The 12,621-nt window shown below is 44.7% G+C and carries 15 protein-coding genes; 1 reads left to right on the forward strand and 14 read right to left on the reverse strand.

Annotated features, from left to right (window positions below; translation table 11 throughout):
• The first annotated feature begins 4 nt into the window (after positions 1–4).
• Complete coding sequence (locus ACN6KS_RS26210) at positions 5–370, forward strand: DUF2614 family zinc ribbon-containing protein (protein ID WP_094872397.1); 366 nt, start codon at positions 5–7, stop codon at positions 368–370.
• A 113-nt stretch (positions 371–483) separates the two neighbouring features.
• Here the strand turns inward: ACN6KS_RS26210 and ACN6KS_RS26215 are convergent, their stop codons facing one another.
• The 14 genes from ACN6KS_RS26215 to sigY all read right to left on the reverse strand — a co-directional run bounded on the left by ACN6KS_RS26215 (position 484) and on the right by sigY (position 12,559).
• On the reverse strand, positions 484–2,205 hold the full coding sequence (locus tag ACN6KS_RS26215) for a glycosyl hydrolase family 18 protein (protein ID WP_440960804.1): 1,722 nt from the start codon (positions 2,203–2,205) through the stop codon (positions 484–486).
• A 244-nt stretch (positions 2,206–2,449) separates the two neighbouring features.
• Positions 2,450–2,881 carry a Fur family transcriptional regulator gene (locus ACN6KS_RS26220; RefSeq protein ID WP_440960805.1) on the reverse strand — a complete coding sequence of 144 codons (432 nt, stop codon included), beginning with the start codon at positions 2,879–2,881 and terminating at the stop codon, positions 2,450–2,452.
• A gap of 126 nt (positions 2,882–3,007) precedes the next feature.
• A complete protein-coding gene (locus ACN6KS_RS26225; RefSeq protein ID WP_440960806.1) occupies positions 3,008–4,918 on the reverse strand; it encodes a DUF4097 family beta strand repeat-containing protein in 1,911 nt (636 codons plus the stop codon).
• Between the two features lie 46 nt (positions 4,919–4,964).
• Positions 4,965–5,435: a GNAT family N-acetyltransferase gene (locus ACN6KS_RS26230; RefSeq protein WP_280787914.1), complete on the reverse strand. Its 471-nt coding sequence runs from the start codon at positions 5,433–5,435 to the stop codon at positions 4,965–4,967.
• Between the two features lie 142 nt (positions 5,436–5,577).
• Positions 5,578–7,023: an Asp-tRNA(Asn)/Glu-tRNA(Gln) amidotransferase subunit GatB gene (gatB, locus tag ACN6KS_RS26235; RefSeq protein WP_440960807.1), complete on the reverse strand. Its 1,446-nt coding sequence runs from the start codon at positions 7,021–7,023 to the stop codon at positions 5,578–5,580.
• A gap of 11 nt (positions 7,024–7,034) precedes the next feature.
• Positions 7,035–8,492: an Asp-tRNA(Asn)/Glu-tRNA(Gln) amidotransferase subunit GatA gene (gatA, locus tag ACN6KS_RS26240; RefSeq protein WP_094872405.1), complete on the reverse strand. Its 1,458-nt coding sequence runs from the start codon at positions 8,490–8,492 to the stop codon at positions 7,035–7,037.
• A gap of 27 nt (positions 8,493–8,519) precedes the next feature.
• Entirely contained in the window at positions 8,520–8,807 is a 288-nt protein-coding gene (gene gatC, locus ACN6KS_RS26245) for an Asp-tRNA(Asn)/Glu-tRNA(Gln) amidotransferase subunit GatC (RefSeq protein WP_094878640.1), read from the reverse strand.
• 122 nt (positions 8,808–8,929) lie between these two features.
• The gene (locus ACN6KS_RS26250; RefSeq protein ID WP_094872408.1) at positions 8,930–9,313 is read right to left on the reverse strand and encodes an ATPase; all 384 of its coding nucleotides are present in this window, start codon (positions 9,311–9,313) and stop codon (positions 8,930–8,932) included.
• A gap of 244 nt (positions 9,314–9,557) precedes the next feature.
• Entirely contained in the window at positions 9,558–10,328 is a 771-nt protein-coding gene (locus ACN6KS_RS26255) for an ABC transporter permease subunit (protein ID WP_440960808.1), read from the reverse strand.
• Positions 10,325–11,239, reverse strand: coding sequence for an ABC transporter ATP-binding protein (locus ACN6KS_RS26260; RefSeq protein WP_094872411.1), 915 nt, complete (start codon positions 11,237–11,239; stop codon positions 10,325–10,327). Before ACN6KS_RS26260 ends, ACN6KS_RS26255 begins: the two co-directional genes overlap by 4 nt.
• Positions 11,239–11,430, reverse strand: coding sequence for a PLD nuclease N-terminal domain-containing protein (locus tag ACN6KS_RS26265; RefSeq protein WP_440960809.1), 192 nt, complete (start codon positions 11,428–11,430; stop codon positions 11,239–11,241). The genes ACN6KS_RS26260 and ACN6KS_RS26265 overlap by 1 nt, the downstream gene beginning before the upstream one ends.
• A 52-nt stretch (positions 11,431–11,482) precedes the next feature.
• Complete coding sequence (locus ACN6KS_RS26270; RefSeq protein WP_341051673.1) at positions 11,483–11,695, reverse strand: hypothetical protein; 213 nt, start codon at positions 11,693–11,695, stop codon at positions 11,483–11,485.
• Positions 11,692–12,027 (reverse strand): YxlC family protein, encoded by a 336-nt coding sequence (locus tag ACN6KS_RS26275; protein WP_094872416.1) that lies wholly within the window; start codon positions 12,025–12,027, stop codon positions 11,692–11,694. The genes ACN6KS_RS26270 and ACN6KS_RS26275 overlap by 4 nt, the downstream gene beginning before the upstream one ends.
• Complete coding sequence (gene sigY / locus ACN6KS_RS26280; protein WP_440960810.1) at positions 12,014–12,559, reverse strand: RNA polymerase sigma factor SigY; 546 nt, start codon at positions 12,557–12,559, stop codon at positions 12,014–12,016. Before sigY ends, ACN6KS_RS26275 begins: the two co-directional genes overlap by 14 nt.
• Positions 12,560–12,621 lie beyond the last annotated feature (62 nt).

A 12,621-nucleotide genomic window follows, 5' to 3' on the forward strand; every position in this document is an offset into this window, starting at 1 on the left:
ACTCATGAAGTTTAAAACGGCTAAGATCAACGCTTTTCGCACATGGGGATTACTGCTCACAATGCTCGGAATGGGACTTATGGTTTTGGGTACAGCAGGCATCGTATTCTGGGGATCAACCGGGAAAGTATTCGCCGGAATCGGACTTGTAATCGGTTTAATTTCCATGATGGCAAGTCTTGCGATCTATTTCTGGGCTGGTATGCTCTCAACGAGTGCTGTTCAGCTAGAGTGCCCTGAATGTCACAAGCTGACCAAGATGCTCGGTAAAACAGACCGCTGTATGTTCTGTCACACCATTCTTACTATGGATCCTGCTGAGGCCACCATTACTGCGGATCAGCTTGAGCATCAGCAACTAAACCGCTAAACACACCTTACAGAGGCTCATTACTAACTAGTTAAAATGCACTCAAATATTTGCTAATACAACAAAGAGGCCCCCGATATGGGAGCCTCTTTGTTTGCTATAAATAATTATGATTACTTATGAATCTCTTGTAATGCTTCCCATGCTGACGGATTGCTAAAGCTCCGATTCCATGATCCGATGCCTCCAAGCCCCATGGACTCAGCAAGCTCAACTCTTGATTTTAAGCTCACCTTATCTTCTATCCATATTTTCTTAAGAGCGCCATCTTCCTTGTACTCTACGTAATTCTGCCCAGCATCCTTATCAAATGTAGGAGTTAGCTTCTTCTCTTTGATAATTTTTTCAACGGCATTCATACTAACCGATTTGGAGCTTACCTTTGTCTTACCATCTACTTGTGCCTCAGTCCAGATGCGGGTGTACAATGGGATCCCCAAAATCACCTTCTCAGGCGGCACATTGTCTTCCTCTATGATCCGGCTTATTGAATTCTCTACCCAAGGTAAGGAGGCAACAGAGCCCGCGATAGGGCTAGCCGCCCAATGTTCATCATAAGCCATCACGATTAGATAATCGACTAATGACCCCAGAGCCTTACGATCAAGGAATGCTGACCACATCTCGCTATTAGATTTAGGTGTCACGTCTATGGAGACGATTAGATTCTTAGCCTGAGCCATCGGTTTTAGCTCTCTCATAAATTGAGTGACATTCTCTCCGTCCTTCGTATACACATTCTCAAAATCGATATTAATTCCATCCAAATTATATAAATCCGAATACTCTAAGATCTGCACGATTGCATTCATCCGTTTCTCATAGGTGGACAATGCCTCAGTAGTCATGTCTGGCTCGAAGCTATTGCTAAGCAACCCCCATACCTCTAATCCGCGCCCATGCGCCCACTGCACATACGCACTGTCGGCCTGACTGCGCACATTGCCATCACCATCTATAATACTAAACCAGGTGGGGCTAGCCACGTTAACGCCTGGTAGCTCACCGAAGGTTTCTGGGTTAGGTTTGCGTTGGTAAACAGCCTCCCAATACAAATTCACTGACTTCCCTTTCCAGTTACGTTCAGCACGTGTTGGTGTGGATTTTTTCGGTTCCACTGTCTTTTGACCATCCCGAACAATGTCACTTGCCTTGGCATAACCTGCATACCCGCTGCTTAATTGTACAAATAGCCAGTCCTTATTTTCTTCATTCCAAATATTCACGACTGCCCCTGGAGACATATCCGCAACTATAGGTGCGTGAATGGATGCCTCATTTCGTAGAGCTACTGACTTGTCGCCTTTTTCACCTTTAACTTTTCCTAGCGAGACAGACTCTCCTGCCGTCATTAGTAATATTGCTCCGGTATTTGTATCCTCCTGTATTTCAAACCCATATAGATCTTCTAATACATCCGCAGGAAGGTAGGTCACTTTCTCCTTTACTTCAGGCGCTAACCGCAGCTGCAACGGACGATTATTCAGACTAGCATCAGTTTTATCCTCCTGCATGTAAAGGAGCTCACTATCCGTTGATAAAATGACCGATTTGGTCTTCTCTTCATAACGAATGGAAGGATCCACATACTCTTGCAACAATGGTAATGGTAATAGCATGCTATCCCCAGTTCCAGAGGCAGAATAACCTGTATGCTCTCCTTTTACAAAGATGGGATGCGCTTGAGCTTTCCAATCTACATCTATGTGCTGACGATTTGGCAATACATAAAACACTACCCAATATGCTGCTGCTACAATGATTAAGAGTCCAAATAAACGCCTAAAAAAACCTCCGCGCTTTTTGACGCGCCTCTGTCCCAGTCTTCTGTCCAAAATATATCCTCCAGATAATAATATGATTTTTAATAGATTCTAACATTACGATTATAACATCCACTTGGTTTCGTATAACCAGTAGAAAATAGTCATTTATCCTACAAATTGTTATATTCAAGTAGAAACGACATTGTCGTCTTTATATTTTTATAAAAATAAAAACGTGAGTCCTCCGCTTTCGGATTTCGCACGTTTATTGTGGCCACTTGGTATATCACCTTGACACCGTTCTATTCTAGTCTTAATACTGCTTCTCTTTACAACTTTCGCAAAATCCATGCAGTTCCATACGCAATCCTGTAATCTTAAAGCCTGTAGCTTGCTCAGCATGCAGCTCTACATCCCTAAGCGAAGGATAACTGAAATCCTCAATCTTACCGCATTGTTGACAGATAACATGATAATGATCAGACACATTGGCATCAAAACGGCTGGAGCTATCCCCATAGGTCAACTCACGAACCATGCCAGCTTCCATAAACATCTTGAGATTATTATATACGGTTGCCACGCTCATGCTCGGAAATTTAGGCTCTAATGCCCGATATATATCGTCAGCTGTAGGATGATTCATTGCTTCCATCAAATACGTAAGAATCGCATGACGCTGGGGCGTTATACGGACACCTGTTGTTTTTAATTGTTCCAATGCATGTTGTACGCCACTCCCCATGACTGTCACCGCCTTTTAAATTTAAAAATAAAAGAAATATTTCTTATAATTGTAAGACTGGGTTTTCAATCTTGTCAACGAAGTCGATACATTATATTCATTATTATATAAGAAAAATTACTTTTTTCAATAACCTCTCACATTTAAGTTGCTGTTTCCCTCAACCTGAATCTTGAACTCACCTGTGCCCACTTCACCAGATATCTTCTTCTTATCAATGGTTAAGATAGGTAAATCTGAAATAATATCGCCATATCCACTTGAGCCATTCAACTTATAGTTCCCTAACTGCGGCAAATACAATTGAATATCGCCAACTGCACTATAAATGTCCCAGTCTCCTCCGACTTCATGTGAACGAACATCAATGATGCCATTCAAGGATTCTGCATGCAGCTTCGACCTAGCTCCATCAATCTCTAAATTACCATTTTTGCTAGAAATATCGATCTCGGCTTCATTCCCGGATGCACCGATATTGCCAACAGCCGTTGATAATTTCAAGGCTCCTGTGACATTCCATGCATTCATATTGCCACCGCTCGTTGATAAATCAACACTGCCCTGGACGGATCTCGCACGCACAGCTCCATTCAGTGATTTGCCTTTCACATTACCAAAGATACGATGAAGAATAAGTTCTCCATTCCCCGTTTCCAGCGAAATATCTTCGATCGCTTCTATGTTCTGCAGGGTGATCCCACCATTCATAGTACGAACATCGAGGTTAAACCGGCGGTCCTCCGGCAAAGAAATGTCCAAATCCATTCGCGGCTGACGCTTACCTGATTCTCCATAAGCCTTGCTGTTTGAAGTGATTTTTATGGTTGGTCCTTCAACAACGTCCACAAAGGACTGCTCCGAAATGGCTTCAGCCATCGGACCCTCCAATTGATCTACCCAAACTGTAGTAGTAATTTGAATATTATCTACAGGTGCCCGATGCAATAAAATATCCCCATTAATACCATCAACGGATATTTTAGCTGTATTTAACTTCACTGGAACAATAAGCGGAGCTTTCTGAAATTTGCTTCCCTTCGCCTCGCCATAGTCGACTGCAGCTGCTGTAAGGTTGAGACTCACATTTTTCCACAGATATAAATAATGTTCTTGTTCGGCAACGATAAACACACTCGCAGCAAGCAATATAGCAGATAAAAGGCCGCGTAAATCTAATCTGATTCTTGTTCCCTTCTGTACAGAGCCTGAACGACCAGAGAAGAAATACATGAACAGGAACTCAATCCCCCATAACACTGGGATGACCGGCCACCACTTCAAGAGTAAAAGCATATAATCCGACCCGTCTCTCCAATCCAGAAACAACGGGATGGCAATAGCAATAAGCAAGACCGATGCCGTATATCTTCCTACACGCCGGTTATGAGACTCATTTTTTTTGCGCGAAACGATTCCTCTGACAATTTCTCTTACTCCTATATATATACCACCACATAATAAAACGGCAGACACGGCCACTTCGGAGTAATGCTCAATAAAAAATTGCAGCCATGCCGGCTTTTGGCGAAACAAAATGAGAACTGCTCCCCCTAAAAGAAGTAGAAATCCAAAGGATACGCCAGGTTCACTGACGATACTACGACGCTTAGGAGGTGTATTTATATTTGCCATAGGATCATCAAGCTCTTGATCTTCAGGGTAACGAAGAATCTTGTCCGCTGATTGCAGTACATCATACACATTATAGAAATATATCGCCGGAATAATTAGTGCAAGTAAAATCAGCAATGGAACATTAATCTGCATTCCAATGGATGAGAAATATATTAAAGCTGAGATATCCAATAGTATCAAGAATATAAAGGTAATTCCTTTGCGGAGAAGCCCAAAGTATAAGTGCCCAGTTCCCGGGATGAGAGCTGCCAATAGTCCAGCGATAAATTTGCGTTTGCGGCGGCGCCGCTTTGGACGTGGAGGGATTATCTTCTTCTGAATCTCACTCTCCGTAGTCTCAAGAACGGCTGAACCCCGCTGCTCTTCCTGCGCTGAGAGCATTGCAGAATCATTTGTCATATCTCGGCTCCTCCTTTCGTAAACAACGATCTGTGTAAATGCTTCTTCAAAGTGAACCACTCCGATAAAAATCAATCAATTCCACACCGGGAGCAACTTCCTGCGATCCCATAGGTACAAAACCATGCTTGCTGTACAAAGATACGGCAGGCAAGTTTAGCTTCCCCGTAGATACGATATATTGCTCCATCCCTGAAAAATGTTCAAATACATATTCCAAAAGACTGCTTGCAATCCCTCTACGGAAAAAGTCCGGTCCCACCATCATCCGCGTAATCGTGAGTTTACCCGGGGATTCTTCTTCTATAGCAATAGCACCCATCAGTTCTTCATCTTCATCAAAGCAGCCGTAAAAATCCTCTTTAGAGTGGCTGAGCATCTCTCTCGTCTCCATAAGCGGTGGGATCTCACGGAACCCTATTAATTCAGCTTCTAGTCGGTAGGCCTTATGCTGGAGGCTCCATAGTTCATTAATGGTACTATCATCCTGGAGGTTTAGCTTAATAATTGTATTCATCCCTACTAGTCCCCTTATATGCCGCTAAGGGCCTGCCGTTGCCGACAAGCCCTTAGCTTATTACATAAGTATTTTACCCCAAGTCTAAACACCTTTGGCGTCCTTTTATGGACGGCAAGCGTTTATACGAGAAATATAAGGTTTAGCTGCTCAATACCTCGATCAGAAGTTTATTCGCAAGACCTGGATTTGCCTTACCTTTACTTTCTTTCATAACTTGTCCTACGAGGAAACCGATTGCTTTCTGTTTACCTGCTTTATAATCTTCCACTGATTGTGGATTAGCAGCTACGACAGCTTCCACAATTCCTTTAATGGCACCTTCATCACTGATTTGTACCAGACCTTTTTCCTCAACGATTGCAGCAGGCAATTTACCGCTTTCTAGCATTTCTTTAAATACCGTTTTAGCGATCTTGTTGCTGATTGTTCCGCCTGCAATGAGGCCAATCATTTCCCCGAGCCCTTGCGGCGTAATTTTGACCTGAGGCAATTCCAGGTTATTACTATTCAAATAAGCAAGCAGTTCACCCATGATCCAGTTAGCTACAGCCTTGGCATCCTGCGTATAAGTAAGACATTCTTCGAAAAAGTCCGCTAAAGGTTTAGAGGAAGTGATCACACCAGCATCATAAGCTGTAAGACCCAGTTCTTCACTGTAGCGAGCTTGTCTTGCATCCGGTAATTCCGGGATCGTCGAACGAATGGATTCTTTCCAGGCATCGTCAATATGCAGCACGATCAGATCCGGATCTGGGAAGTAACGATAATCGTGCGCTTCCTCTTTCCCACGCATAGATAAAGTTTTCCCTTGGGCTTCATCCCAGCGGCGAGTCTCTTGTACAACTACTCCACCATCATCCAGGATCTCAGCCTGACGATATTGTTCATACTCCAGTCCACGCAGCACACCGCGGAAGGAGTTCATGTTCTTAAGCTCTGCTCTAATACCGAATTCCTCTTGGCCTTCTGGGCGTAGACTGATGTTCGCGTCACAGCGCATCGATCCTTCTTCCATCTTCACATCCGATACGTCGCAGTATTGCATAATGGCACGGATTTTTTCCAGATAAGCACGAGCTTCCTCTGGGGAGCGCAAGTCTGGCTCAGATACGATTTCGATAAGTGGAGTTCCCACCCGGTTAAAATCGACAAGCGAAGCAAAACCGCCATCTACGTGCGTCAGCTTACCCGCATCCTCTTCCAAATGTAGACGAGTAATGCCGATCCGTTTGGTCTCTCCATTGACTTCAATGTCAATCCAGCCGTTCAAACCGATAGGTTGATCAAATTGTGAGATCTGATAGGCTTTCGGAGAATCGGGGTAAAAATAGTTCTTGCGGTCAAATTTACTAACATCACCGATGGTGCAGTTCAGCGCCATCGCTGCTTTCATAGCGTAATTTACCGCTTGTTTGTTGAGCACTGGCAATACGCCGGGGTGACCCAGGCAGACAGGACAGGTATGCGTGTTAGGCGGGGCTCCAAATTCAGTGGAGCATCCGCAAAAGATTTTGGAGTTGGTATGAAGCTCTACGTGAACCTCTAAGCCGATGACCGTTTCGTATTTAGACATAAGTAATCCCATTCCCTCCTTTACTACAGCTGTGGACGCTGCTTATGATGATCAGTATTTTGTTCAAAAGCGTGAGCAACACGCAGAATCGTACTCTCGTCAAACTCTTTACCGATTATTTGCAGGCCTACTGGCATGCCTTCCGCAAAGCCGCAAGGAACGCTAACGGCAGGAATACCCGCCAAGCTCACAGGAATCGTAAGAATATCGTTCAGATACATAGTCAGCGGATCTTCCGTTTGTGAACCTAATTTGAATGCTGTAGTAGGCGCTGTTGGGCCGATGACCACATCATATTTTTTAAAGATGTCATCAAAATCCTGTTTAATCAAAGTGCGCACCTTTTGCGCTTTTAAATAATAAGCATCATAATATCCAGAGCTTAGTGCATAAGTCCCCAGCATAATACGACGTTTTACCTCAGGACCAAAGCCGCGACTGCGGGAATTTTGATACAGATCGAGCAATCCTCCACCTTCATCTACACGTACGCCATAACGTACACCGTCAAACCGGGCAAGGTTCGATGAAGCTTCCGATGAAGACAGCAAATAATAAGCCGCTACTGCATATTCCGTATGTGGTAATGAAACTTCCTCCCAGACAGCGCCCATTCCTTCCAGCACCTTAAGTGCGGACAAGACCGTCTCACGAACAGAAGCATCGACACCCGCTCCCAAGTATTCCTTAGGTACAGCGATACGAAGACCGGAAACATCACCAGTCAGCGAACTCAAATAATCAGGAATGTCTACCTTAGCTGAAGTAGAGTCCTGTGCATCATAACCAGCAATCGCTTGAAGAACATATGCAGAATCTTCTACATTACGCGTAAGCGGGCCAATCTGATCCAGAGAGGAAGCAAAGGCTACCAAACCGTAACGTGACACAAGGCCGTAGGTAGGTTTGAGACCTACAACGCCGCAATAGGAGGCTGGCTGGCGGATGGAACCCCCAGTATCAGAACCTAATGAGAAGAACACTTCACCCGCAGCTACGGCTGCAGCAGATCCACCGCTGGAACCGCCAGGCACACGCTCTAGATCCCAAGGATTGCGTACGGGACCAAAGCTTGAGTTCTCGTTAGAACCGCCCATCGCGAATTCATCCATATTCAACTTACCAATGGTTACGGCATCTGCTTGCTGCAGTTTTGAAGCAACAGTAGCGTTGTAAATCGGTTGGAAATTGTTTAGAAATTGGCTGGCACAGGTCGTACGCAGTCCTTTCGTTACAATATTATCCTTAATTCCCGCAGGAAGACCAAAAAGCAACCCACGTGCTGCTCCGGATGCCAGTTTGTCGTCCAAAGCGCGTGCGGTGCTACGAGCGCCCTCCTCGTTCAAGGTCAAAAATGCATTTACTTTCTTATCCCGCTCAGCGATAACCGCCAGCGATTCTTCAGTCAGTTCACTGACCGATACCTCTTTAGCAGTTAACATGCGATGTACTTCAGGCAATCGATTTTGAAACAGGCTCAAGATTCTTCCCCCTTTCTAATTATGTAGTTATTCCAAAACAGCCGGAACCTTGAAATGTCCGTCTTCATCATCAGGTGCGTTAAGAAGTGCTTCCGCTTGCGTTAGGCTTTCCTTCACAACATCCTCACGCATCACATTACTGACCTGCAGTACATGCGTGGTCGGCTTCACATTCTCCGTATCTAGCTCATTCAACTTCTCAGCATATTGTAAAATAGCATTCATTTGTTCTGTAAAGGTTGCCTCTTCTTCCGGGCTCAATTGCAGACGAGCCAGCTTGGCCACATGCTGCACATCTTTAACGGTAATGCTCATAAGATAAATCCCTCCTAATTAAAGGGCTAAAGTGCCCGGATAACGTTTTTAATTATATTGTAGAAGCTTAGACAATTCAATGATGGGGTTATAACAAAAAAGCCGGCTTTCGCCGGCCTTCCTTAAATCCAAGCTCTAAGATTCACTTGTTTAATGAAATCTGCTTGGGACATGCTTTCGCTTGACGTTGTTTCCGTCTCTTCTGTATCCATATCTTCACCGTTCATCAAATGATGGAACAGCTTCTCATTGTACGTGGACAAAGCATAATCAATTAACGCTTCATGCGTTGCTCTTTCAGCCTCAGCTACTAATAAATGTTCTTCCGCCTCAATGTCTTCAGCCGGAACATAAAAGTTCCTATTGGCTTCCGGTACACGTATAACATAGTCAAACGCATTATCGGGATTGCGGTCGTAAGCAATTAGGTAGCCGTATTCCCCGATAGGAAGACTCTGCTCAAAAGCGTCCGCAACAATGACAATCTTTTCTCCTAAACGCAGCATCGCCCTACCTCCTGACCCCAAAATCTATCATGATTTTGCTTGTTTCAACAGTCTACTAAAAAAAGATAGAACTGTCTAGCGGCAGGCCTGACGATCCTGAAAATTGTACCAAGCAATAACGCCTTCGGCGTCCCCTAAGGACGATACGCGTTTATGCGAGAAATAGAAGGATAATGTATAGCGTGAAACTTATACTTTCTTATATTTTAAAATATACTATATTCGATACAGCACAGCTTAATAATCAATTGGGAAGGTTGTTCTTTCTTGTCAAAAGCGCGGCCCCAACAAGGCAAATTAGGATCAATACACCGGCAGAAAGATATGGACCTGCTCTAAAGCCCTCTCCATCTGTAAGAATTCCTGCTGACAGCCCGGAAAGTCCTGCGGGTGTCCAGTCAAACCATGTAGGCAATAAGCTTAAGCCTAATGACAATCCAGCCATTAACGCCAGTGCTAAAAAAGCGGCTACTGGAGGTCTTAAAAAGGCACTAAACAACAACGTAGCCGAGACAACACATAATAACCACAAACCATATACCCCTGAAGCTGCGATAACCCCGCCCCATGATAGCGATCCAATTAGCTGCTCCGTGTAATAAGCTGCACCCGCTGCACCCAATCCAAGCGCAACAACAAGCAGGGTCAGTTGAGCTGTCCATTTAGCGATCACTATGGCCGCGGGAGAAACCGGTCTTACTAGAATTAACTCCATAGTTCCGCTATAGCGTTCTCCAGCTAAAGTATTCATCGAGCCTAGCGCCAATACCAGCATTCCAATTGTTCCATACTGTCCCAGTGCTTGCGCCATCACAACTGCGGCACTCGGTATTTCATACCCTTCCAGCAGACCTGGTGGCACATCCCCGGAGGCTTTTAATATTTCCGGCAAATAATAAGTGGTTAAAGGCTGCATAATGCCTAAAATGATGAACACGACAGGTATCCAGATTAGCTTATAACTGCGAGCCATCTCGAGCATTTCTTTTCGATAAAGGACCCAGGTGTTGCTCATACGCCCACCACCTTCATAAATAAATCCTCTAATGTGGAAGAGCCTGCTTCAAATTGCAGCAATGGAATTTCGAGCTGCGCTGCTTCTTGCAAAATCGTCTGGCGGGCCTTTTCCACATTATTCACATTAAAAACCGCATGATCTCCAAACAACTCCGACTCCAGTACAAACGGCTTGGAGGCAAGAGATTCCAGCCACTGAATGGCTTCTTTGTGCTTCTCGGTACGTAAACGAATAACAGGAAGGCTGTATTGTGAACGAAGCTGCGACAAAGACCCCTGCTCAGCAATGTGTCCATGATTCATTAAAATAATATCGTCACAAATCTCTTCCGCATCATGCAGCACATGCGTGGAGAAAACTACCGTTGTCTCTTCACGTATTTCTCGCAGCAATTCCATCACTTCCCTGCGGCCGATCGGATCAAGTGCAGATACGGGCTCATCCAGTAAAAGCAGTCGAGGGCGATGCACAAGTGCCTGTGCGAGACCCAACCGCTGCTTCATCCCCCCGGAATACCCACCAATCTTGCGGCGTGCATCGTCTTTGAGGCCTACACGCATAAGCGATTCCAAAGCGCTGCTTGTTGCTTCTTTAGCTCCCATTCCACTAAGCTTTGCAGCAAACACAACATACTCCTGTCCAGTCATCCAACCGTAAAAGGCTGGGGATTGCGGTACATATCCTAGTCCTCTGCGATATTCTGATCCAGGACGGCTCCCCTCAAACGAAATCATTCCAGAGGTAGGTTCTAGAAGACCTGCCAGCATACGTAGTGTGGTCGTCTTGCCTGCACCATTGGGCCCTAGTAAGGCAACACATCTTCCTTTTTCAATATCAAAGCTTATATCATGTACGGAAATATGCGCCCCATAGCTTTTGCGTATATTTGTAACTTGAAGGAGTGACATTAGACATCTTTCCTTCCTATCGTGAAATAAGCTACGCTGCCTAATATATTTCCGAAAATAATGACTATAATCCACAACCATTTTGGACCGCGCATTTTATCTGCTTTGGCTAAAGAAATCAAACCGATAATAGCCAGTAAAGCCTGCAAAATGATCAACGGCATAATTAATCCCCATTTTACATCTTCCATGAATTACCACTCCTTTTGTGTTATGAAAGGAACGAGCTCATATCCCGGACCTTTACAACTTCTTTCGCCTACGTCTTTCCGGTAGAATGACAACAAGTAAATAGACCAAAGCAGGTGAAGGAACTGTAGTTATAGCCCATAGACCCCAGAACCAGGCTTTTCTTCCGCGTCGTCTTGCATCCCGGAATAGCAATGTCCCTTGCAGCATTAATGCTATAGCTATGCAAAACCATAACCATAGGGGCACATCCTGCAGCTCATTCATTCTTGCGCACCTTCTCTGTTTCTCCTAATCCTCGCTATTCCTAGAGCACTGAGTCCCGCAATAGGAATAATCGCTTGAATAATCCAATAGATTATCGGTGCAGAACCGAGAATGGATAGAAATACGCTGACCAGGATCAAAGATATGCCCCAGAATAACAGCAGCTCTTTACGTTCCATGCTCTTTCTATGCACAGAGGCATCAACCATTAACCTCTCCAGTTCCTGTAATGAAGGTGGTGTGATGTCATTATATTGTGCATCTAACCGGTCAAGCTCATTTGAAAGCTTGTGCAAATACATCTCAGGCTCCTTATCTTTATCCTTCTCCATCCTCATTCAGCTCCTTTCGTAGTTGGTTAAGACCAAGGGATACACGCGACTTGACTGTACCTGAAGGAACTCGCATGATCTCGCCAATTTCGTCATAACTATAGCCATAGTAATGCTTCAATAGCACAGCCACTCTTTGTGCAGAGGGTAATCTGGAGAGGGAATCCAGCACTTCACTCCACTCTTCCCCTCTGCTCTCAAATCGCCAACGAATCGAACGGATCCCCTGTTCCTGCTGCTCCCGCTGTTTCCATTCCGCTTCACGCTTCCAGCGCCGCTTGCGATCAATAAATATTCTGGTGGCAATTGTGATTAACCAAGAGGAAAAGGAAGAAGTTCCGTTATAGGTGCTGATCTTCTCCATACATCTGACCATGGTGTCCTGTACAAGATCCTCTGCCAGCAACGGGTCCATGGTCACCTTGATTAAATATTTGAATAAAAAAGTATAGTGTTCTCGCAGCAGTGAAGACAATGCTGAAGTATCTCCCTGCTGTGCCCGTCTGATTCTCTCCAGCGACCGATCGCTCATCTGCCCCTCCATTCAAGATTTCGTTTCTATTTGTAGTACGAATATGTATTATGAATCGTTCA

This window comes from Paenibacillus nitricinens (assembly GCF_052056485.1).
In the GTDB taxonomy this organism is placed as follows: domain Bacteria; phylum Bacillota; class Bacilli; order Paenibacillales; family Paenibacillaceae; genus Paenibacillus_AQ; species Paenibacillus_AQ nitricinens.

Excerpts from the sequence above, each read along its gene's own strand:
- ACN6KS_RS26210 (WP_094872397.1), top strand. The coding sequence starts at position 5 with ATGAAGTTTAAAACGGCTAAGATCAACGCTTTTCGCACATGGGGATTA.
- ACN6KS_RS26220 (WP_440960805.1), bottom strand. The coding sequence starts at position 2,881 with ATGGGGAGTGGCGTACAACATGCATTGGAACAATTAAAAACAACAGGT.
- ACN6KS_RS26225 (WP_440960806.1), bottom strand. The coding sequence starts at position 4,918 with ATGACAAATGATTCTGCAATGCTCTCAGCGCAGGAAGAGCAGCGGGGT.
- ACN6KS_RS26230 (WP_280787914.1), bottom strand. The coding sequence starts at position 5,435 with ATGAATACAATTATTAAGCTAAACCTCCAGGATGATAGTACCATTAAT.
- gatB (WP_440960807.1), bottom strand. The coding sequence starts at position 7,023 with ATGGGATTACTTATGTCTAAATACGAAACGGTCATCGGCTTAGAGGTT.
- gatC (WP_094878640.1), bottom strand. The coding sequence starts at position 8,807 with ATGAGCATTACCGTTAAAGATGTGCAGCATGTGGCCAAGCTGGCTCGT.
- ACN6KS_RS26250 (WP_094872408.1), bottom strand. The coding sequence starts at position 9,313 with ATGCTGCGTTTAGGAGAAAAGATTGTCATTGTTGCGGACGCTTTTGAG.
- ACN6KS_RS26255 (WP_440960808.1), bottom strand. The coding sequence starts at position 10,328 with ATGAGCAACACCTGGGTCCTTTATCGAAAAGAAATGCTCGAGATGGCT.
- ACN6KS_RS26260 (WP_094872411.1), bottom strand. The coding sequence starts at position 11,239 with ATGTCACTCCTTCAAGTTACAAATATACGCAAAAGCTATGGGGCGCAT.
- ACN6KS_RS26265 (WP_440960809.1), bottom strand. The coding sequence starts at position 11,430 with ATGGAAGATGTAAAATGGGGATTAATTATGCCGTTGATCATTTTGCAG.
- ACN6KS_RS26270 (WP_341051673.1), bottom strand. The coding sequence starts at position 11,695 with ATGAATGAGCTGCAGGATGTGCCCCTATGGTTATGGTTTTGCATAGCT.
- ACN6KS_RS26275 (WP_094872416.1), bottom strand. The coding sequence starts at position 12,027 with ATGGAGAAGGATAAAGATAAGGAGCCTGAGATGTATTTGCACAAGCTT.
- sigY (WP_440960810.1), bottom strand. The coding sequence starts at position 12,559 with ATGAGCGATCGGTCGCTGGAGAGAATCAGACGGGCACAGCAGGGAGAT.